General features: G+C 65.2%; 16 protein-coding genes. 9 read left to right on the forward strand and 7 right to left on the reverse strand.

Features of this window, described 5'->3' with window-relative positions:
• The first annotated feature begins 113 nt into the window (after window positions 1–113).
• The 4 genes from mycP (ACQEV2_RS31010) (at window position 114) to mycP (ACQEV2_RS31025) (ending at window position 4,870) form a co-directional block, all read left to right on the forward strand.
• On the forward strand, window positions 114–1,430 hold the full coding sequence (gene mycP, locus ACQEV2_RS31010; RefSeq protein ID WP_433048698.1) for a type VII secretion-associated serine protease mycosin: 1,317 nt from the start codon (window positions 114–116) through the stop codon (window positions 1,428–1,430).
• Window positions 1,431–1,505: 75 nt separating this feature from the next.
• Window positions 1,506–1,853, forward strand: a complete 348-nt coding sequence (locus tag ACQEV2_RS31015) for a hypothetical protein (RefSeq protein WP_433048700.1) — start codon at window positions 1,506–1,508, stop codon at window positions 1,851–1,853.
• 39 nt (window positions 1,854–1,892) lie between these two features.
• The gene (locus ACQEV2_RS31020; RefSeq protein WP_433048703.1) at window positions 1,893–3,431 is read left to right on the forward strand and encodes a hypothetical protein; all 1,539 of its coding nucleotides are present in this window, start codon (window positions 1,893–1,895) and stop codon (window positions 3,429–3,431) included.
• 125 nt (window positions 3,432–3,556) lie between these two features.
• Window positions 3,557–4,870 (forward strand): type VII secretion-associated serine protease mycosin, encoded by a 1,314-nt coding sequence (mycP, locus tag ACQEV2_RS31025; RefSeq protein WP_433054904.1) that lies wholly within the window; start codon window positions 3,557–3,559, stop codon window positions 4,868–4,870.
• A 308-nt stretch (window positions 4,871–5,178) separates the two neighbouring features.
• Here the strand turns inward: mycP (ACQEV2_RS31025) and ACQEV2_RS31030 are convergent, their stop codons facing one another.
• Both ACQEV2_RS31030 and ACQEV2_RS31035 read right to left on the reverse strand, forming a co-directional pair.
• A complete protein-coding gene (locus ACQEV2_RS31030; protein ID WP_433048706.1) occupies window positions 5,179–5,598 on the reverse strand; it encodes a hypothetical protein in 420 nt (139 codons plus the stop codon).
• Window positions 5,599–6,448: 850 nt separating this feature from the next.
• Complete coding sequence (locus ACQEV2_RS31035) at window positions 6,449–6,955, reverse strand: transposase (RefSeq protein WP_433048709.1); 507 nt, start codon at window positions 6,953–6,955, stop codon at window positions 6,449–6,451.
• A 667-nt stretch (window positions 6,956–7,622) separates the two neighbouring features.
• Between ACQEV2_RS31035 and ACQEV2_RS31040 the strand changes: the two genes are divergently transcribed.
• Both ACQEV2_RS31040 and ACQEV2_RS31045 read left to right on the forward strand, forming a co-directional pair.
• Window positions 7,623–7,922 carry an RNase A-like domain-containing protein gene (locus tag ACQEV2_RS31040; protein ID WP_433048712.1) on the forward strand — a complete coding sequence of 100 codons (300 nt, stop codon included), beginning with the start codon at window positions 7,623–7,625 and terminating at the stop codon, window positions 7,920–7,922.
• A gap of 12 nt (window positions 7,923–7,934) precedes the next feature.
• A complete protein-coding gene (locus ACQEV2_RS31045) occupies window positions 7,935–8,621 on the forward strand; it encodes a contact-dependent growth inhibition system immunity protein (protein WP_433048715.1) in 687 nt (228 codons plus the stop codon).
• A gap of 268 nt (window positions 8,622–8,889) precedes the next feature.
• Here ACQEV2_RS31045 and ACQEV2_RS31050 read toward each other — a convergent pair whose 3' ends face one another.
• From ACQEV2_RS31050 to ACQEV2_RS31060, 3 genes are read right to left on the reverse strand one after another with little or no spacing between them, the layout of a single operon-like run.
• Window positions 8,890–10,290, reverse strand: a complete 1,401-nt coding sequence (locus ACQEV2_RS31050) for a hypothetical protein (protein ID WP_433048718.1) — start codon at window positions 10,288–10,290, stop codon at window positions 8,890–8,892.
• A gap of 29 nt (window positions 10,291–10,319) precedes the next feature.
• Window positions 10,320–11,642, reverse strand: a complete 1,323-nt coding sequence (locus ACQEV2_RS31055) for a WXG100 family type VII secretion target (protein ID WP_433048721.1) — start codon at window positions 11,640–11,642, stop codon at window positions 10,320–10,322.
• Window positions 11,639–11,962, reverse strand: coding sequence for a hypothetical protein (locus ACQEV2_RS31060; RefSeq protein ID WP_433048724.1), 324 nt, complete (start codon window positions 11,960–11,962; stop codon window positions 11,639–11,641). The genes ACQEV2_RS31055 and ACQEV2_RS31060 overlap by 4 nt, the downstream gene beginning before the upstream one ends.
• 936 nt (window positions 11,963–12,898) lie before the next feature.
• Between ACQEV2_RS31060 and ACQEV2_RS31065 the strand changes: the two genes are divergently transcribed.
• Window positions 12,899–13,147: a hypothetical protein gene (locus ACQEV2_RS31065; protein ID WP_433048727.1), complete on the forward strand. Its 249-nt coding sequence runs from the start codon at window positions 12,899–12,901 to the stop codon at window positions 13,145–13,147.
• A 1,109-nt stretch (window positions 13,148–14,256) separates the two neighbouring features.
• Here the strand turns inward: ACQEV2_RS31065 and istB are convergent.
• Entirely contained in the window at window positions 14,257–15,051 is a 795-nt protein-coding gene (gene istB / locus ACQEV2_RS31070; RefSeq protein WP_433048730.1) for an IS21-like element helper ATPase IstB, read from the reverse strand.
• A complete protein-coding gene (gene istA, locus ACQEV2_RS31075; RefSeq protein ID WP_433048733.1) occupies window positions 15,051–16,298 on the reverse strand; it encodes an IS21 family transposase in 1,248 nt (415 codons plus the stop codon). The genes istB and istA overlap by 1 nt, the downstream gene beginning before the upstream one ends.
• Before the next feature lie 427 nt (window positions 16,299–16,725).
• Here istA and ACQEV2_RS31080 point away from each other — a divergent pair, with 427 nt between their 5' ends.
• Together ACQEV2_RS31080 and ACQEV2_RS31085 are read left to right on the forward strand one after the other, a co-directional pair.
• Window positions 16,726–18,204: a hypothetical protein gene (locus ACQEV2_RS31080; protein ID WP_433048736.1), complete on the forward strand. Its 1,479-nt coding sequence runs from the start codon at window positions 16,726–16,728 to the stop codon at window positions 18,202–18,204.
• Complete coding sequence (locus tag ACQEV2_RS31085; protein ID WP_433048739.1) at window positions 18,201–19,781, forward strand: PQQ-binding-like beta-propeller repeat protein; 1,581 nt, start codon at window positions 18,201–18,203, stop codon at window positions 19,779–19,781. Before ACQEV2_RS31080 ends, ACQEV2_RS31085 begins: the two co-directional genes overlap by 4 nt.
• Window positions 19,782–19,809 lie beyond the last annotated feature (28 nt).

Here is a 19,809-nt window from a genome sequence, read left to right on the forward strand (position 1 = left end):
ATCCCGAAAACCTTCACATGCATCGCCACACACGTGACACATACATGACCCAGCTTCGAAGGAAGCAAGGCAGTAAGGACGCCCCCGGGGGCCTGGACATGAGGGGCCTGAACGTGAAGGGCCGAACAGCCCACCCGCGCAGCCGCGACGGCCGCAGTGGCCGCAGTGGCCACAACAGTGGAACCCGCGTACTGCAGCGGGCCTTTGGCGTGCTCGCGGCGACGGGAATCTGCCTTGCGACGGCGCCGCCGGCGTTCGCCACCCCGGACAGCCCTCGCTCCGAGAGCCCGGACTTCGGTCTGTCGGCGAGCACGGAGTGCGTCTTCGGCGGTGACGTCATCAAGTCCACGCCCTGGTCACTCCAGCGGATCCTCCTGGACCAGCTGTGGGAGCAGGCGACGGGCAAGGGCGTCACGGTCGCGGTGATCGACACGGGCGTCGACAAGTCCAACAAGCAGCTGACCAGCGCCGTGGCAGGCGGCAAGTCGTACGTCGACGGCGCCGCGACCAAGGACATCGAAGGCCACGGCACCAGGGTCGCCGGCATCATCGCCGCCCGCCCGCTCAAGGGCACGGGCTTCGTGGGCATCGCACCGAACGCCGAGATCCTCTCCTACCGCTACACGGGCGGAGAGCAGAAGCAGGGCAACTCGCGGACGATGTCCCAGGCGATCAGCGCCGCGGTTGCCGCGGGCGCGAAGATCATCAACATCTCCTCGGACACCGCGAACAAGGAAGACAACGCGGAACTGCGGGGTGCTGTCTCGGCAGCCGTGAAGGCAGGAGCCCTGATCGTGGCAGCCGCCGGCAACGACGGCGCCGACGGCAAGTCCGCGAACACGTATCCGGCTTCGTACGAAGGCGTCTTGGCGGTCGGCGCCTCCGACCGTAATGACGAGCGGGCCTTCTTCTCGCAGTCGGGCGACTTCGTGGATGTGGCGGCGCCGGGTGTCGGCATGGTCTCCACCGTCCCGACGGGCGGCCAGTGCACAGCCGACGGCACGAGTTTCGCTGCGCCGTATGTGGCGGGCGTCGCGGCTCTGCTGAAGGAGAAGCACCGGGACTGGAGCGCGGCCCAGATCGCCACGCGCATCGAAGAGACGGCTCAGCGGCCGGGGCGGGGGCCCAACCGGTACATCGGGTGGGGTGTCGTCGATCCGGTCGCCGCGTTGTCGGACGACTCCGAGCCGGGGACTTCTCCGAAGCCGGATCCGCCGGTTGTGGCTGGGTCCGGTGGGGTTGTGCCTATGGCTGTGACCATGGGGGAGAGCGAGGCGGAGCGGGAGCGCCGGGTGGCTATTTATGTGCTCGGTACGGGATTTGCGCTCGCGCTTGTGGTTGCGGGGAGCGGGGTGGCTGTGCGGGACTGGCGTAGTCGACGGGACCGGGAGTCCCGACGGGCTGTACGGGCCGGGCGGGCTGCTGGGTAGTAGTCGGGTTGGGCGATGACTTGGGCGCCTAGTGGGTGCTGACGACTTGAGATACAGGGGAGAGGACAACGGGGTATGAGTAACGGAATGCGGGTTGATCTGAGCGAGCTGGATAACGTTATCCGCAAGCTCAACGGCCTTCTGTCGGACATGGACAAGGCCAACACCAAGGCCAAGTACGAGACAGACATCCCGAGTAGTGCGTTCGGCAGCATGAAGTTCCTGGAATCCAACGAGCTTCACAATGCACATCAGCAGCAGAAGACGAGGATCGAGAAGATCATCAAGGACCTGCACCAGCTGATTGATGATTTCGGCAAGAGCACCTCGAAGGTCAGGGACAAGTACAGCAACCAGGAACAGGCGAACAAGCAGGGCGTGAGCGCTGCTCCCGACGGTGGGTCCACGGGCTCGGCTTACTAAGTTCAGCGACTGGTCACTGACAGAGAGGACGTTTCGACGATGGCCTACGGCTATGGCGGTTACTACAACGCTGAACAATACGAGGCTGCGCAGAGAGCGCAGCAGCAGCGGATCCAGGACAAACACGACGAGAAGCTGGAATCCCTCCCCAACGGAGGTATGGGGGGCCCGGACCGCAGCAAGCTCGACACGCCCTTCATGAAGATGAGCATTCCTGAGCTGCGCTCCATGATCCTCGACGCCGACCCGGGCCGGATCTACGAGGTCAGCCAGCACTGGAAGTCGGTCCACAACATCCTGTCCGGCGGCGACGGCGATGGGAAAACCGGTGGCGTGGACTCGGTATCCGCGAAGGACAGCGTCGCGGGCATGATGCAGAGCGCCGTGGAAAACGTCCTTGAGCACTGGGAGGGCGACGCGGCCGAGGCTTTCCGTAAGAAGGCCAACGAGATCATGCAGAACATCCGGAACGGAGCTGCGTGGGCTAACCACTACGGGGAAACCATGCACGCCGTCCAGAACGATCTGCGCAACTCCATGGCCAAGATGCGGGAGGTCGAAGAGCCTTCCGGTTGGGATAGGGCCTGGGACAAGCTCACGGACGATGAGCGCAGTGATGAGCAACTGCTGGAAGACATCAACAGGGGCGTGAGCACAGACGCCGCCCGCCAGGCGAACGCCGATTCCTTGTCTGCGGGGAAGGAAGCGCAGCTGCAGGGAGTGGCGATCATGGAACAGCTGGCGGCCAACTACAAGGTCTATTCGAAGCCGCCGGGCGGAATTGACGACCCTGAACCTTTCCCGGCACCCAACCCCAGTACGCCGATGCCCACCCCGATTGCCATGCCGCCCGCCGGTAGCGCAAGCCCGAGTGCGGGAAGCGGCACGGCCAAGCCTTGGAGCGCTGGCCCGACCACAAGCATCAAGCCAGCCCCCACGGTGCCCCGCGACCCCGGCATCGCGGGAGGCTCACAGCTTCCGACGGCTAAGACGAAGGTGGACAGCATCTCCCCCGGCTTGACGGGGAGCGGTCCCAGCACGGGGATCGGCGGATCCAGCGGCGGTGGTAGCGGTATCGGGACCGGTGGAGCCCAGGGGCCGGGCATCGTGGCACCCGGCGGGGCGTCCGGCGTACGGGGCGGCACTGCTGGCCGCGGCGGCATCGGAATGACAGGCGGTCGCGGTGGTCTGGCGGGTGGCGGCGCCGCTGCGGGCCGCGGTGCCGGAGGCCGAGCCGGTATGGGCGGCATGGGCGGAGGCGGAGCTGGCGCGGCTGGCCGAGGCGGTGCCGGCGCTGGTGGTCGCGGAGCCCTCGCGAGGTCCCGCGGCGGTGTGGTTGGCGCGGCCAAGGGAGTCACCGGCAAGGGCGCCGGTGGCGGTGCAGGCCTGCACGGCAGCCGTGGCGGAACGCAACGTGGCGCCATGGCGGGCGGAGCCGGCGGTGTGGGCGGCCGTAACGGCCGACGGCCCGAGGACGAGAACAGCCGGGGCGACCGTCCCGACTACCTTGTCGAGGACGAAGAGACGTGGATCTCGGAAGAAGACCGCAACCGGAACGTACCGCGGACCATCGAGTAAGCACACAAGCGGGCTGGACAGAAAGTCGTCGTCCGCCTAACGGATGAAGGCTGGCACCCCCAGCCAATTGCTGCGTGAGGAGCAAGGAATTGGGTTTCAAGCGAGTCGGGTCCACGGCAGGTGTCGTGGCGTTGACGGGAGCCTTGCTCCTCACTTCAGCCCCGGGAGCGTCTGCCGATCAAGTCCGCGACGCACAGTGGCCACTGACCGTCTACGATGCTGAAAAGGTTTGGCAGACTTCCCAAGGTGCGGGGGTCACTGTTGCTGTAGTTGACTCGGGCGTGGACTCCAGTCATCCAGACCTCACCGGTCAGGTTTTGCCTGGTAAGGACTTCACCGGTGAGGGTGATCCTCATCAGGACGAAAATGGGCATGGCACGGGTATGGCCAGCCTCATCGCTGGCCATGGACACGGGGCGAATGGCGAGGCCGGCATAAAGGGCCTCGCACCCAAGACGAAGATTCTTCCGGTTCGCGTGAGTGCAAACAAGGATGATGAATACACTAAAGATTGGTCTGCTGGCGTTCGCTATGCAGTCGATCAAGGTGCGTCGGTGATCAACCTTTCACTCAACGACTCGAGCGCCTACCCTGGGTCAAAGGTTGCCAAGGCGATCGCATATGCTCAGGAACGAGATGTCGTAGTTGTAGCGGGTACGGGCAACGATGGGGGGACGGTGAATTACCCGGCCGCGCTTCCAGGAGTCGTCGCCGTATCCGCGATTGACAAGAATCTGAATTTTTGGAGTAACTCGAACACGGGCAAGGGAGTGGTTCTTGCCGCTCCGGGGGTTGATGTCCCGCGAGCTGACCCTCCGAGCCCAGGCGGATATGCAATCGCTGATGGCACCTCTGACTCCACGGCCTACGTCTCAGCGATCGCTGCCTTGGTCCGCTCCAAGTACCCGGACCTCACCGCAGGCCAGGTCATCAACCGCCTGATCAAGTCGGCGTCCTTCCTGCAGCACGAAGGTAAGAAGGCCCCGGACAGTGAGTTGGGCTACGGGATCGCCCGCCCGGGCTCGGCCCTGACGATGAACATCCCCAAGGGCCCCAAGCAGGGCCCCCTCGCCCAGTCCTCGCCGTCCACGTCCACGAATTCAGGCGCCGCCTCCGACGACAACGACAGCACGAGCCTGGCCAAGAAAAAGAAGAAGTCCTCCTCGGGCAACATCCTTCTCATCGCCGGCATCGCAGCCGCAGTGGTCGTCATCGGCATCCTGTTCGCGGTACTCCGCAACCGCCGCAACGGCGGCAGCAGTGGCCCCGGCTCCGGAGGCGGAACCCCTCCCCACGGCACGGGCTACCCGCCCCAGCCCCCCACGGGCTACCAGCCGTACCCCAACACACCTCCCAACCAGGGCTACCCCGCGCCTCCGGGACAGTCCCCGCAGCACCCCAACCCCTACGCCCAGCAGCCCCCGCACCAGGGGCAGTAGGGGGAGCTCGTCCTCGGAGAAGCTGTGAACTCGGACCTACCGGAGCTGGATCCCCAATCGGCTTCCGATGCGATGGCGTCGCGTAGCTCTTTGTCGCGTCGATCATGTCTGGCACGCTTTTGTGGCTGACAGGGCTCAATTTGATCGGCACGCATATGGGTCTGTGGATCATGCTGCGTGGGCATCGCGATGGCAATCGAGCTCTGAAAAGGTGGGGGCAGGGACTCACGCTACGACCATGATGCTCTGTCTCGTCGTAGCCGAGATCTTGCAGTGACCTAGATGCCAAGAACGAGAAGGGATCCTCCTCAATGGGCCTCGTCGTCCTTGTGGTTGGCGTAATCGGCCTTGGAGCCGTAATTGGCGCAGTCGTCGTTTTTGCCGTACTGCGCAGCCGCCGCAATTCCGGCGCCGGACCGATCGGCCCCGGTGCCGGAACCTCTCCCCAGAACATGGGTTACCCGCCCCGCCAGCCGATCTACCCGGCCGGACAGCAGCCGTATCCCCCGTCCGCCAATCAGGGTTACCCCACTCCTCCGGGACAGTAGATCCGACCATAACCCTCTGCGGGACAGCGCAATATCAGAGAAGCCCTTGGGTTTCGAGCAATTTGTTTCGCCCATCAAGCATTGGCACTGACTCCAGAAGCCAGTACTGGTTGCCGGCGCAGCGCATGGATGGGATTTGGTCTCTTCCTCACCATCATGCCGGTGCTTGTTGTGGTCCACCCGACGTCTTCCTACTCGGCCGAGGCATGGCACATCACCAAGGCTGGCCACACCATCAGCGAGGTCAAGGTCCACAAGGTCCTCTCGTCCGAGCACTCCAGGAACCAGCGGACGCGAAGCAGTACTTGCTCTTCAGAGATCGAGTATCGATCCCTTCGCTGTCGGTAGTCGGGCCGTCGCAGGCATGGTCTTTTCAGGCGAGCCGATGCGTCCTGGCGACGAGGTGTGGGCACTGTACGCACCTTCGTCAGGATCTCTGGGAGCGATTCTTGACACCGACCGGGGCGCCTTGGAGGAGAAGACCGGTGGAGCCGCAGAATGCCCTTTGATCCTCTTGGTGGGCCGGTATGCGGCAGCGTCGGCAGTTCACTTCCCGGATTGAGGACCGGCCGCGTCCGGACTCTTGGCGTCTTTGTGGTCGGAGCTAGGGCAGCCGGAGTCCGAAGGTCGCAGGAGGGGCCGGTGGGGAGCTGGCCCAATCCCTGCCCTCTCCTGGAAGGAGCGGACGGCGCTCGATTGCGCCTCTATATGGACCGAGCGGTCAATCCAGTGCCGCTGGCCGCCGATATTGCTGGGGAAGCCCGGCTCTACTGGAGTCCGTGACCTCGCGCTGGACACTAGGAGTCTGCCAGGCCCCAAGCTGTGCTTGTTGTGCCGTGCAACCGGTAGGTTCGTGGTCGGATTGACGGTCGTCCTGGTTCCGCAATCCCGGATGGTGCGCATGTGCCTGCGGCGAAGGAACTCCCAGGCGGCCGCGAACTACGGGGCATCAGGACGTTGCCCGTTTGGGACCCCGCAGTACACGGCGTTGGACTCATGGCCCTGCAGGCTGCGCTATGGGCGTTGGTGATCACAACGCCGGGCGTGGGTACTGTCTGTTGCCCCGTCTGCTGGTGCGAAGTAACCGATCAGTACGAGCTCGTAACACGATCACGGGCGTGCGCCTTGGCATCGTGCAGGTCGAGGCGTCGTTCCCAGTGGACGGCCGGGCATTTGAAGTGGCACAGGAGCGAGAAGGGCTGCTCGACGAAGATGCGGAGCTTGGCAGGATGCGGCGCTTCAGGAACTCGCGTCGGTTGGGGTTGCTGTCGTATCCCTTGTCGCCGAGAAGGGCGTCGGGGCGTCTGCGCGGTCGGTCACGCTTTCCGGCGACGGGCGGGATGCCGTCGCCCAGGGCCAGGGTCTGGGCGACGGCGTTGACGTTGGCCGTGATGGTGATGACCTTGAACGGGGTACCCTTGCCGTCGCAGATCAGGTGGCGATTGCAGCCCGTCTTCCCGCGGTCGACCGACGGCGGGCCGGTGGTCTCGCCTCCTGTTTCGTGCGGCTGTTGAAAGGCATCCAGGCAGGCCCGCACCCAGTCGAGGGCCTCGGCCGCGTGCAGCTGGGCAGGATGCGGTGCAGCGTCTCGAAGACGCCGGCCTCATGCCACCGGCCCAGCCAAAACGCCAGCAGGTATGTCCCGAGCCGAACCCCAGCTCCAGCGGCAGCAGTTACCAGTTGACGCTGCAGTAGCGCAGGCGCAGGATGCCCTGCAGGCACAGCCGGTCATCTACCGGCTTCGGACCTGGAGCCTTCCGCTCCCAGTGCGGCAGCAACGGTTCGATCACCACCCACAGTTCACCCTCCACGATCCGCGGCCGGTTCCTCCCACCCCTCGAATGGCGTCGTCTCACCGGGGACGACTTCGACTCGGTTTTCGAGGTCTCTCGCGAGTCCGCGGCGCAGTTGCTGGTAACACTCCAAGGGGAGTGGTTTCAAGCAGCAGGTATTCCAGACTTCGAGGCCAAGAAGGGGGAACTCCTGGCGCAGGCTGGAGTTATCCTTGTACGTTTCGGGACGGGCGCAACCTGTTATACAAATGCAGCGGCAGCGAAGGGTAATCCTCACGCAGACATGTTTCTCAGAGAAGCGATGTATGAGTCATTCACCGACTACACAATGGACTGCGGGCTGATCGTGATCTCCGACTCCGAAGTCGGCGTCTTCTGGTCCTTCATCATCAACTAAGACAGAACTGAATCATGCTTATCCGCTCCGCGACATATCCAGACCGTGAAACCGCTCAGTGGGTCACGCAGCAGGTAGTGACCCGCAATGAGCAGCTCATCCACCGCTGGCTTGCCCAGGGTACTCGTCAGCGCCTCACCATCGAAGCCTCGTGGCCCTCACGTACTGATCCGATCGGCCGTGTCCTCCTGCAGGCAATGATGCTCGCGGGCCGTGAACCCCTTGATGTCCATGCCGCCCGCGTGATCCTAAAGCGCGAGCCGATAAGCCCACACGGCTTCGTCGTCCACGCCACCTTCCCGATCTATCTGTAGAGGCCAGCCGCTGTGTCCATGAAACCGCTGGAGTTCGACCGCCGCTACGGCGAACTGGACCAGGTGATCAGCGCATACCTTGGCGAAGCCGCCGACGACGAGCCGGACAAGCCGAGCCTCGCGCTCCAGGCATACCTGCGCCACACCTGGCACACCCGCCCTTGGGCGCTCGGAACCGCCGAGCAGCAGTTGCGCGAATATGCCCGCAACCCTCCGGGCCGGCTCCGGCAACGCCTCGGCGAGTTCGACCCGGTACCCGACGTTGGGGTGCCGGACTCTGGAATCCAGAACTGGCTGCTACAGCTCGCCGATCACATCAAGCGGAGTATCGAGGAAGGGCAGGTACCACCACTCGCCACACCGGAGACGCACTGGGAATGGCGGGTTCGCTTCCCGGAGCTGGCCCAGTTCTTTGGCGGTTGGTTCTCCCAGGACATGCCCGATGAGTTCACCGAGCATGACGCGGCAGTCGATGACTACGCCGCCACGACCGACCGTCAGCTCATCGCCCGCGCGGTGGGCGAACTGCATGAGCTCCTCGCGCTCGACTTGGAGGACATCGACTACGCCCTCGCCCTCGCCGAGCTGGGAATGGAGGTTGAACCGCCCGCCCCCCTCTCACCTGCCGATTGGCTTGCGCTCATCGCCGACCGGCTGCGGGACGTCCAAGTCGACTACGGGACGCCTCAAGACAGTTGATGACACCCTTTGAGGGTGGTAGGTGATTCTATGTCCTTATTGCCATGTCGACTGGGGCAGGCTGGCTGGTCGGGGCCATCGGTCGGCTGTGGCCATGGTTGGGTGAACAAGCCCTGCTCGGTCTCGAGCAGGATGGCGCGCTCGGTCAGCCACTTGAGTGTCAGGCGGGTGCACGGACAGCACATACATGTGGGCGGCGCTGACACATGCCGGACCCACCGGCTCGGCTTGAGCCCTGTAACCTCTCAAGCCGAGCCGATGGGCGATGTCATGGAGCGGACCCCACGGCCCCCTGGCTGTTGCCCGACGGCCTCTGCGCCCCGGTATCCTGGCTCCCGAGTGCGTACATCCCGTACACGAGCAGACCAACCGTGCAGGCGATGCCGACGACCAGGCGCCAAGCTGCTGATGGCACGGGAAGCGCGAGCACCGCGACGCAGAGCGTCCAGAGCAGGAGGACGTACATCAGCCGGTTCGGGATGCTGACGATCCAACCGCAGTCGAGGTCGAGTAGCCGGCTCTCCTCTGTTGAGCCGACGGCAGCCTGCTGATCAGTCGCCGCACGCGCGGACTCCTCATACTCCGCGGCGAGCCCGCCCGGGATGAACCAGCCGGCATCGCTGATGAAGACCGCGCCTGTACGATGCGGCCCCTTCTGACCCCCGTGCTGGTTGCGGCCCGGCACCCAGACCAGATGGCCTTCCGCGCTCCCCACCGTCTTCACGTACCGGGCATTGTTCCCATGGACATGCAGCTGCACGGGGCCTGTAGAAGTGTCCAAGCCGATGCGTTGCTTGTCCGCCCCATAACCGTGGTATCCAGAAATACGCGCGCGCAGCACACGTTCATCACCGCGCAGCTGGCGGGGAAATCGCTGGTCTCTGCGGGTCGTCATGTACACGAAGAAGATTGCCGCCACAACGACCAGCCATACCGAAGCCACAATCCAGGTCCACCAGTTACTCATGGCGCGACCGGAGAGTTGACGGTCGACATCAGCCCTGTCGTTTTCGCCCACAGCTCCCAGTTCGGGTCGGTCGGGGGCGTAGGCGACGTAGACCTTCCCACCGACCACCGCCGGGTCCGGAAACTCCGACCGGAAGTCGACGCGCCTTCCGCTCCTGGCTCCGTTGGCCGGAGGCAGCGTCACCGTCACTGTGCAGTAGTACGTGCTGCCGTTCTTGTGCTCGTCCTCGACGACATCCCGCACCGACTCGACCTGCAACGCCCGGACAACGGCGCCAGCAGAGGCGATCTCCGCTGCTTTGCCCGTGGGCGTGGGATCGCCCACCCCGAGAGCGAGCGGGAGGATCAGCGCCATGACTCCGCCGTAGAACGTCAGGGCCCCGTCGTTTGCCAGAGCGGAGGCGCCTCGCATCCGCCCGGGGACCGCCCCGCTCTCGCCCGCATGCGATACGCGGTCGGCCAGGGCGCGATACACCGATGCAGAGCCCGGATTGCCCGATGCTCGTCGCAACGCCCACGCCGAGAGGGCCAGGACGGCGAGTACGACTGCGCAGCCCAGCACCAGAACGTCACGCAAGGCGGACTTCACCATGAAGAGCCAGCATCCGAGGAGCACCGTGACCATGAGGCACGCCACCCAGGCCACCACCTTGCCCAGGAGGATGGCCGGGCCGAGCATGCGCAGTTCGCTGTCGTCCGCCATAGCGCCGCTTCTCGTTCCGTCTGAAATGTTCATCCGAAGTCGTCCACCAGAGTCGTGTTGTTTGCATGCTCCCGGAGCCGTTGGGCCGTCTTCTGCTGCCCTTCGTCCAGGTCGTCCTCGATGCTGTCTGCTTCCTTGAGCCGGTTTCCGGCCGCGCCGAACTCTGTACCTACTCGACTGTTCGTGGCCTCGTCACGCAGCGCGTTCCGTTGGTCTTGCGTCAGGCCTTCTGCGTCGGCTCCGGTGTCAAACGACGTCGCCTGGTCACCACTGCCTTCGCTTGCCCCGGCAGATCCGCTGGTTCCGCTGGTGTCGGCGGCTCCACCGGAACCACCGTCCGTAGTGCCGCTCGCGTCGGCCGCCCCACCGGAAGCACCGTTTGCCGTGCCATTCCCGTCAGCTGCCCCACTGGTAGCGCCCTCTGCGGTGCCGTTCGTCTCCCCGGCCCCTGAACCGTGCGTCAGCCCGCCTCCGACGCCTCCGCCGGCCCCTCCGGCTCCGGCCCCGATCAGCGACTGCGACCAGTCGAACTCGTCATCCTTGTCGGCCCACGGCCCGTAGGCATTGGCGGCATCCCCGACCAGGCTGCCCGTCGCTCCACCGGCGGCGCCTGTGCCGATCGACTCGCCGATTCCTCCCCCGAGCCTCCCGCCGAGCGCGACATCGGCAAGTTTGCCCATGCCTGCCCCGGCCACGCCGCCTACCAGGTTGTTCTCCCACTCGGGGCCCTTGCCGCTGATCACGCTGGTGGCCACTCCGTTGCCGAACTCGATCGCGGTGCGGCCGGCGAACGTACTGCCGAAGCGAACGCCGTACTGAAGAAACTTGCTCGAGTGCTCAAATGTCCGCAGCCTCTCGAACCAACGGGCGATCGTGGCCAGGATCCTGCCGAGCCTCGCGGCGGCGGCCGCCGCCTGCCCGGCGAGCCGGGCCGCGTTCGCGGCACCGGCAGCGGCGGAGAAACCGAGGGTGATGAAGGAGGTGGCGATGGAGACACCGATCGTGACACCGATCTCAGCGTAGATCGCATGGATCTCGTCGTTGATCGCTTTGATCTTGTCCGCTGCCTGGTTCAGGCCCTTCTTGGCCTCGTCGAAGGTCGGTTGAGCGTCCTCGACGGACTTCTTGACCTCTTCCCAGTGCTTGACGAAGGCATCGGCGGCCGGCCCCCGCCATTCGTCGCCGTGAACGTCACGAACGACCTTGTCCATGTGGACGACGAACTTGTCGAGGGCTTCTCCCATCGCGCCCCACGCCTTGGCCGCGTCCCGCAGAACGTCCGGCTCGCCACCAGGGTTCCAGAGCTCGAGTCCGGCTTCGTAAATGGTCTCTGCGGCCGACTCGTCACTCACGCGCTCTTCCCCTTGAACAGATCCTCCAAGGCATGCTCGGCGGCTGCGGTGTTGCGGGAGTTGTCGGAGAGGTTGTCGGCCATGTCATAGAGGTGTTCCTGCAATCCCTGGATTGCCTTGGTCATGTGGTCGGCCAAGTCAATGTATGCGGTGGTTACCTCCTCCGACTCCGTCAGAAAGCCGAACCCGTCGTGGATGGCCTCGGCATCCGTCTTCGGCTTGAACTTGGCCAACTGCTCACCGAGTTCATCGGCCTCTCTCTTGAAAGCGCCGCTCAACCTTTCGAGCGCGGAGTGGCCGATATAGAACCCGTCCGACACAAGGTCCTCCCTCTGGTGTTGTCGCGCGACACGCAGCCAACCCTGCGGCTCTGCGCCTCACGCCACGCGAACGCTAAGCGGAATCGTCGATTTTGCCAGGCGGCGGCTGCGACTCTGCACGTCGGGGGCGCCTGCTGCACATCTTCACAAAGGTTTACGCCGCGCCCTCAGCTTCGGCACGACGGACCTGTCGGCCACTCGATCGGGGAGCGTCAAGTCACGGCATCAGGCAAATGGGGGACTGTCTGATGCATCACGTAAGCGCCGTGTGCCCCATTACGCACGATAAGTTATCCCCCGCGAAGGTGACCTTGGCAGCTCACCGTGCGGAGGGGGGCGAGTTTCGGGGCCTAAATTGCGGTTTGGTTCAGCACCCTGAAGAGGGCGGTACAGACGAGCAAGCATGCACACGAACTCGCCAGCTATATATACGCGTCGAGTCTGGTTCCGCCGCCAAGCGCGAATGATGACATAGATGCCAGAGTGCATGCCGATCAGGTTCAACGTGTGAATCCAGGGAGACCCCAGGCTTCTCGTCGAAATGTGGATGAAGATCCCTGGCGACATCACCTCGACGAAGGTCAACGCGTTCCTGTAGTGGGTCTACGCGCTTTGCGTGGGGCCCTCTCGAGGAATCGCACCTCCCATGTCGGGAAGTTCTGGGGTGGTCATCCTGTCCCTCCATGCCTGGTCTTGCGAGTGTCGTGTTCTTCGGCTTCCGCAATAAGCCGCTATTCCCGTTCGTCTGGCGCCTCGACTTGGCAACGCGGACGGCAATCAGGAAGCGCTCATGAGTGAGTAGCAACGGGGGTTGCTTAGGACTTCTCCGACTGGAAGCCGCGGCCAAGTCCTGGCGCGGGCTGTCGACGACGATGGACTCCCTCACCGACCGCCATCGCCGGCAGGTGACCGGACCGCTGCACCAGTCGTGGAAGGGTGACGAACGCTGACGCGGGCCTCTTCTACCTGGAGGACGTCGAGTCGCGGATCGGTGTGGCCGAGACGGAGGCCATGGCCATTGCCGAGGTCCTTGACGCCACACGGTTCTGGAGGGAGCAGTCCCAGACCGACCTCCATAAGGCGGTGCAGCGTGCCGAGCAGGACCGCTTCGAGGTCGACGGCGACGGCTGGGTAAGTGATCCGACGACCACAGACTTCCGCACCAGGACCCCGATGCACAGGTGATCATCGCGGATCGCAGCGCCCGGCTGGGAGCACCGCGCAGCCATCGACGAGGCCCTGGCCGCCGCGCGCAAGGCCAGCGATGACGGTGCGAAGGCCCTCGAGGAGCTGAACGGCGACATCCTCACCGACCCGCTCAGCCATGACATGGCATCGCTCAGACCATGAAGAGTCCGGCCGACAAGGCCGTCAAGGAGACCGGAACCGCAGGCACCTCACTCACCGGTTGGTCGATGGGGCCCGCCCTGACGGGGATCGCCACCAGCTGGAAGCCCGCGCTCGATGGTCTGCATGCCCGCATTCAAGCCGGCGGTGACAACCTCAGATCGTCTGCGAACGGCCATGAGTGGAACGACGAGTGGGTCTCCCACGACTTCGAGGAGACCGGCACGGACACCTCGACGCAGGTCACGCCCGGTATTGCCACCGAGCGCGGGCAAACGCCACCCTGTCGGGCACCCGGGTGTCGAGCCGGTCGGCCGGACGCCCCGCGACGCACCACTGGGCCCGCGCACCTCATACGGCACCAATATGCCGACTTACGATGAGACCATCAGTACTCGCCCCACGCCCGGCACGAACGACTTCGGCTGAGGTGCCACTCTTGCCTGACCGGCACGGACCGCGTGGTCACAGGAACCCGGAATCTGCTGACCGCGCGGACGAGGAGCCGAGGTCGCCGTGCGGCTCAACCCGTGGTCAAGCTGTTAGGCCGTGTTGCTGTCGTTCGGGGTGAGCGCTCTCAAGCCGACCTCGCCTACCTCAATTCCGTTGGCCTCGCCCGCGACTCCGACGCTGTGAGCAGCTCGCACAAGGTCAGAGGTTCGACTTGAGCCCCCGATACACCGGCCGCCGTAGGGCCGTAGCTTGGCTCTCGATATCGGCCTGCACCGGATTCGTGCTCTATGCGGTCTGGGGGCTCGCCCAATCCATCGGAGATCTCGACGACTCGCCGGACGGCGACTGGCTGTGCTCAGGGCACACGATGACGTGCGAGCCCTGAGCGTGCATAGATGCTGCGACGCCTCCAGGGCGCTCCTGTCGGTAACGGCTGAATCGTGGGCCGTGGGCACCAGATGAAAAGTGGACCTCACGCTGTCAGTTGATGTTGGTCATTCCCCGGTGTTGGCGGCGGGAACCCGTCCGAGGTCGCGGCCGCGCATGCGGTAGCTGTCGCCTTTGAGTGAGATGACTTCGGCGTGGTGGACGAGGCGGTCGATCATCGCGGCGGCGACCGTGTCGTCGCCGAAGACCTCGCCCCAGCGGCCGAAGGGTTTGTTGCTGGTCACGATCACGCTCGCGCGTTCGTAGCGGCCCGAGATGAACTGGAAGAACAGGTTCGCGGCCTCGGGTTCGAAGGGGATGTAGCCGACCTCGTCGACGATGATCAGCGGGATCCGGCCGAGCCGGGTCAGCTCGTCCGTGAGGCGGCCGGCCTGGTGGGCCTCCGCCAGTCGGGCGACCCACTGGGCGGCGGTGGCGAAGGCGACCCGGTGTCCGGCCTGGCAGGCCCGGATGCCCATCCCGGTGGCGAGGTGGGTCTTGCCGGTGCCGGGCGGCCCCAGGAAGATCACGTTCTCCTTGCCGACGACGAAGTCCAGCGTTCCCAGATGGGCGATGGTCTCGCGTTTGACGGACCGCTGGTGGTCGAAGTCGAAGTCCTCCAGCGACTTGCGGGAAGGGAATCGGGCAGCGCGGATGCGGCCCTCGGCGCCATGGCTGTCGCGGGCGGCGACCTCCCGCTGCAGGCAGGCGGCCAGATACTCCTCATGCGTCCAGCCCTCGTCCCGGGCCCGTTCGGCCAGCCGGGAAGCCGCATCCCGCAGGGCTGGAGCCTTCAACGCCTTGGTGAGATAGACCAGTTCGGAGGAGACGTCGCGGCCGTTGGTGGTCTGCTTGCCAGCCATCAGGCGACCCCCTCACCAGTGGACAGGCCGCCGTCGATGACGCCGAAGATCCGGTCGTAGGTGTCCAAGGACCGCTGCTCGACCTCGAGTTGGTCAGCAGCAACGGGCCGTTGCCGGGCCCGGTCGCGGCCGGCTTTCGCGGCGGCCGCGTGGGTGGGGTCGGTGAGGGACTGATGGCGGGCCCAGCAGCGGGCATGCCGGGCGACCTCGGTGCCCTCGCAGAATGCCAGGACCTGGTCCAGGTCGGCCTTCACCTCGATGCGTCGGCCGATGGCCAGCGGGTGGACGGAGTAATCGCATGTGTCGACGCGGACGTAGTGGTCGCGGGGCAGCCGGAGCGAGGTCCGCCACCAGCCCGGCGGATCGACCGGCGGCAGCGGCAGCATCCTCGCTTTGTCCGTCTCGATCCGGTCGGTCGGCCGGGCCTGCAGGGTGCGGTGGATGCGCCGGTTGGCCTTGGTCAGCCAGTCGGCGAGCTGGATGTTGAAGTCGGTCGGCGAGGCAAAGATCCGTCCGGGCAGGAAGCTGGTCTCCAGATAGCCATTGGCACGCTCGACCAGCCCCTTGGCCTCTGGATCACCCGGGCGGCACTGGATGACGCGGATGCCGAGCAGGCCCGCGAACGCGGCGAAGTCCTCCGTCAGCTGCGGGCTGCCGCCCCGCCAGGACCCGACGGCTGCCTCGTTGTCCCAGACCAGGGCCCTGGGAACGGCTCCCAGGCCGGTCAACAGCCGCCAGTGCCCGGCGATCAGATCGGCCGCGGTCTTGCTCGGCAGCATCCTCGCCATGATCCACCGCGAGTAGCCGGACACCATCACCAGCACCGGCGGACACCCGGTCTGCCCGAACCCCAGCGGGATCTCCGCGGGCGGGAACCACAGATCGCACTGGGCGAGTTCACCCGGCTCATAGCCGGTCCGGGAGGCCGGATCCGCCGGCAGGTAGTCGAGCCTGAGCTCACGCACCCGATCGCGCAGCACGGTCATCCCGCGCTGCCAGCCGATCCGCTCGGCCACCACGGTCGCCGGCATGTCCGGCCACACCTCGAGCAGCTCGCGGATCTTCGGCTCGACCGCGTCCACGATCGACCCCTTCGGGGCCCGTTCGTACTTCGGCGGCCGGTCGCTGGCCACCGCCCGTCGCACCGTGGTCCGCGAGATCCCCAACTTTCGTGCGATTGCCCGGATCGGCATCTGCTCGGCCCGATGCAACCGGCGGATCTCCGCCCAGTCCTCCACGCTGATCACCCATCCTCCCGGCCTGACTCAACGAGTCAGGCCGCCCAGGAGGGCCACAATTCATCCGGTGGAAGTGGTCTCACATTGAGCCGTTGCCGACAGCTCCCTCTGCCTGCCCGCCTTCCCGCTGCCTCCTTCGTAGAACTGCACGAGCAGGCCCAGTGCGTGGTTTGGGGATGAGCCGTGCCCAGGCCGCAGCCCTTTGCAACTTCTGATCACACTTTCTGCACGAAAGCCCCGTGACAGCAGGTACGGCCGCCCTAACCAAGGTCATAAGGTGTTGTGTGACTTAAGGGGAGGGTAAGCAGGGCCGTGCGAGTGCCGCTCAATGAGCCTGCACGCATCGCCCGCTGAGGTCTGGGTGAGTGACCCGTCCTCCGTCACGTGTGGACGAACCGCATCGTGCCCTTCGTCAGGATGTCCGCGAGAGGTTGTCATGTCCTATTCGACGCCGCCAGGAGGGCCGGGGAATGCCGGCCCGTACGGGGCACCGGTACAGCAGAAAGGGTGGTACGCGCCACCGCCGCCACCACCGCACAACTCCGGTGAGGGCAAAGGGCTGAAGCGCGTCGTCATCGGCCTGTTGGTGCTGGCTGTGGTGGCCGTCTTCGGTGTCGGCGGGTTGGCTCTGTACAAGGCCGCCGGCGGCGGTTCGCTGCCCGGTGCCCAGGGCGGTGGCGATGAAGAGCAGCAGATCCTGAGCTCGGATGAGATCAGCACGTTGCTCAACGGCCGTACGAATGCCTTGAAGAGCGGAGACGAAGACGAGTTCCTGAAGCCCTTCGTGGGTGCGGCAAAGGACAAGCAGCGCGAGATCTTCAGGAACCTCCGGAAGATCCCCTTCGCGGAGAGCAAGTACATGGTCCTCAAGCAGACGGGCGACGGCTCGGACGAGTGGGGGTCCGATGTGAGGCTCACGCTGGATGTCGCCTTCGTGCATCAGATCAAGGGTATTGACGTCCGGCCGGTCTCCGAGTGGTACCGGTGGACGGTCGAGAAGGAGTCCGAGTCGGCAGAGCCACGCATCAGCGAAGTGGGGGGATCTCCCGGCGCGGCCGCCTTGGCCAACGCGGTCTTCTACCCGGCCCCTTGGGACCTCTACGACGACATGTACGTCAAGCGCCAGGCGCACACGATCACGATCTCGGCCAAGAAGAATGCTGTCGATGCGGACCGTTTCGCACCCATCGTCGAGGAAAGCGCCAAGAAGGATCTCGGGCTGTGGGGGGCGAATACATCGTCGGTTCCCAATACCCCTGAGGGCTTCCTCGTCGTCCTCGAGCCGGACCGCAAGACGTACACGAAGCTGTACAACAACGACGGTCATGACCTGGGTTGGGACGCCGGCGAGAGCGTACCCATGCCTGCCTTCAACGTGGGCAACAGCAGCGACGACCACCGGCTCGAATACGGCGGCGCTCGCATCAAGATGGACAGCTCTACGAGCCGGTTCACCTCATCGGCATGGCAGGCGGGTGTCGGCGACATCTCCCGGCATGAGATCGCACACGCTCTCATTCAGCCGCAGGACCCCGGCGCGTACGGCAACGATGAGAAGACGAGCATTCGGGCCTGGGTTGTCGAGGGGTTTGCGGAGTACGTCTCGCACCGGTTCGACCGGGCTCAAGGCGACGAGCGGGTGCGTGGTGGTCTGGCGGGCGAGGAGTTCAGCGGCCAACTGCCCGGACAGGACTTCGAAGCGGAGTACAGCTCGGTCAGCGCGAATTACGCCCTCAGCTATCTGGCCATGCGTTTCCTTGCGGAGAAGGGCGGTGAGGAAGCGCTCTTCGACTTCGTCGCGGATCACTACCGCACGCCCACGAACCTCGATCAGCAACTGCAGAAGGCAGTTGGCATGAACGAGAGCGAGTTCGAGACCGAATGGGCCCAGTACGTCAGGAGCAACATCCGATGAGCACCAACGGGCCAGTGCCGGGTTCCGGCCCTTACCGGCAGCAGCCCTCTCCGCCGCCGCAGCCTCCCATGCCACCTCAGCCCCAGCAGGGTCACTTGCCGCCGCAGGGGTATGGCTATCCGCAGCAGCCGCCCGCGACGCCACCGGGAGAACCCGGACAGACGGCACAGCCGGGCTACGGCTATCCCCAACAGCCAGCGCCGCCGCAGTATCCGATGGCTCCCCAGCCTGGCTACGGCCATCCCGGCCATCCACAGCATTACCCCGGGGCGCCCGTTCCCTCTGCGCAGCCGCGGAAGAAGAGGACCGGGCTGATCGTTCTCCTCGTTGTCGCACTCGTGGTGCTTGGCGGGGCCGGAGGGGCCGCCTGGTACGTGATGTTCGGCTCTGCCACGCAGCCGCTGTGGAGCGTGCCGTCGAAGGCAGAGTGGTCCTTGAGCGAGCAGGAGGTGGACGGCACCTGGTTCACCGACAAGTCCGTGGTTCAGACCCTGGCGGGTGGCGTGAAGGCGTACGACCTCGACACCGGAAAGCAGTTGTGGGCAACGCCGCTGCCCGGCGCGGGTAACCAAGCCTGCGTCGCGCCCTCCGTCTCCGATGGCGGGGTCGGCATCGTCGCTTACGGCGCCTCGGGCATGGGGGGAGCCCATGGCCAATGCGACCACGTGGCTGCGTACGACCTCAATTCCGGCAAGGAGTTGTGGCACCGAGCCGTCAAGGTGAAGGACGAGTTCAAGACCGGTACGGAACTGGCGGTGGCTCGTGCCGGCGAGACAGTCGTGATCACCACCGACAGGGAGCAGATGGCCCTCAAGGCGGCCGACGGCAGCACGGCCTGGGACGTGAAGAAGGTCGTACCGAGTGGGTGCGAGAGCGGCACCTACACCGGTGGGAAGAATCTGATCCGCACGACAACCTGCCTCAAGGGCGACGCCTTCACCGGCAAATCGTGGACCGAGGCATCGCTCGTCGACCCGGCCACCGGCAAGGCGGAGTGGACGAAGCGATTCGGTGAGAATGAAGCGGAGATCGCTCTGTCCACTTCTCCGCTCGTTCTCAGCGGAGAAAAGGGAGCGTTCGCGCTCGATGAGAAGTCCGGTGAGCGGCGCGGCAAATTCCCGGGGATGACGGAGCAGTACTACGTCTTCCCGGAGAAAGACGGAAGCCCCATGCGGCAGGTCGCTGGTTTTGGGGACATCCTCCTCATGGGGGTGGGCGAGCAGGACAGTGCCGAGGGGACGTCGAATACCCTCGTTGCTTACGACCTGGACACCGGCAAGGAACTGTGGAAAGCGCCAGCGGGAAACACCATTCATTACATTCCGCTCAGGGGTACGGGAAGCGAGCGTCTCTTGGCGTACGTCAACGAGGGCGCGAAGAAGCCGAAGCTGGTCGAGTTCAACCCCAAGGACGGCGCGATGACGACAGTCGCTGAATATCCGGAAGAGGTGAACACGAATATGGGTGGCGGTGAGTGGCCCTTCTGGCACGATGGCGTGCTCTACGTCACCTCAGTCGGCGCCAGTGTCAGCGGCGATTCCTACGCCCTCGTGGCATTGCCCACGACGGATTCCTAGGCACCGGATTGGCGGCGAGGCAGCCGCG

The sequence above is a fragment of the Streptomyces sp. CA-251387 genome, from assembly GCF_050936625.1.
In the GTDB taxonomy this organism is placed as follows: Bacteria; Actinomycetota; Actinomycetes; order Streptomycetales; family Streptomycetaceae; genus Streptomyces.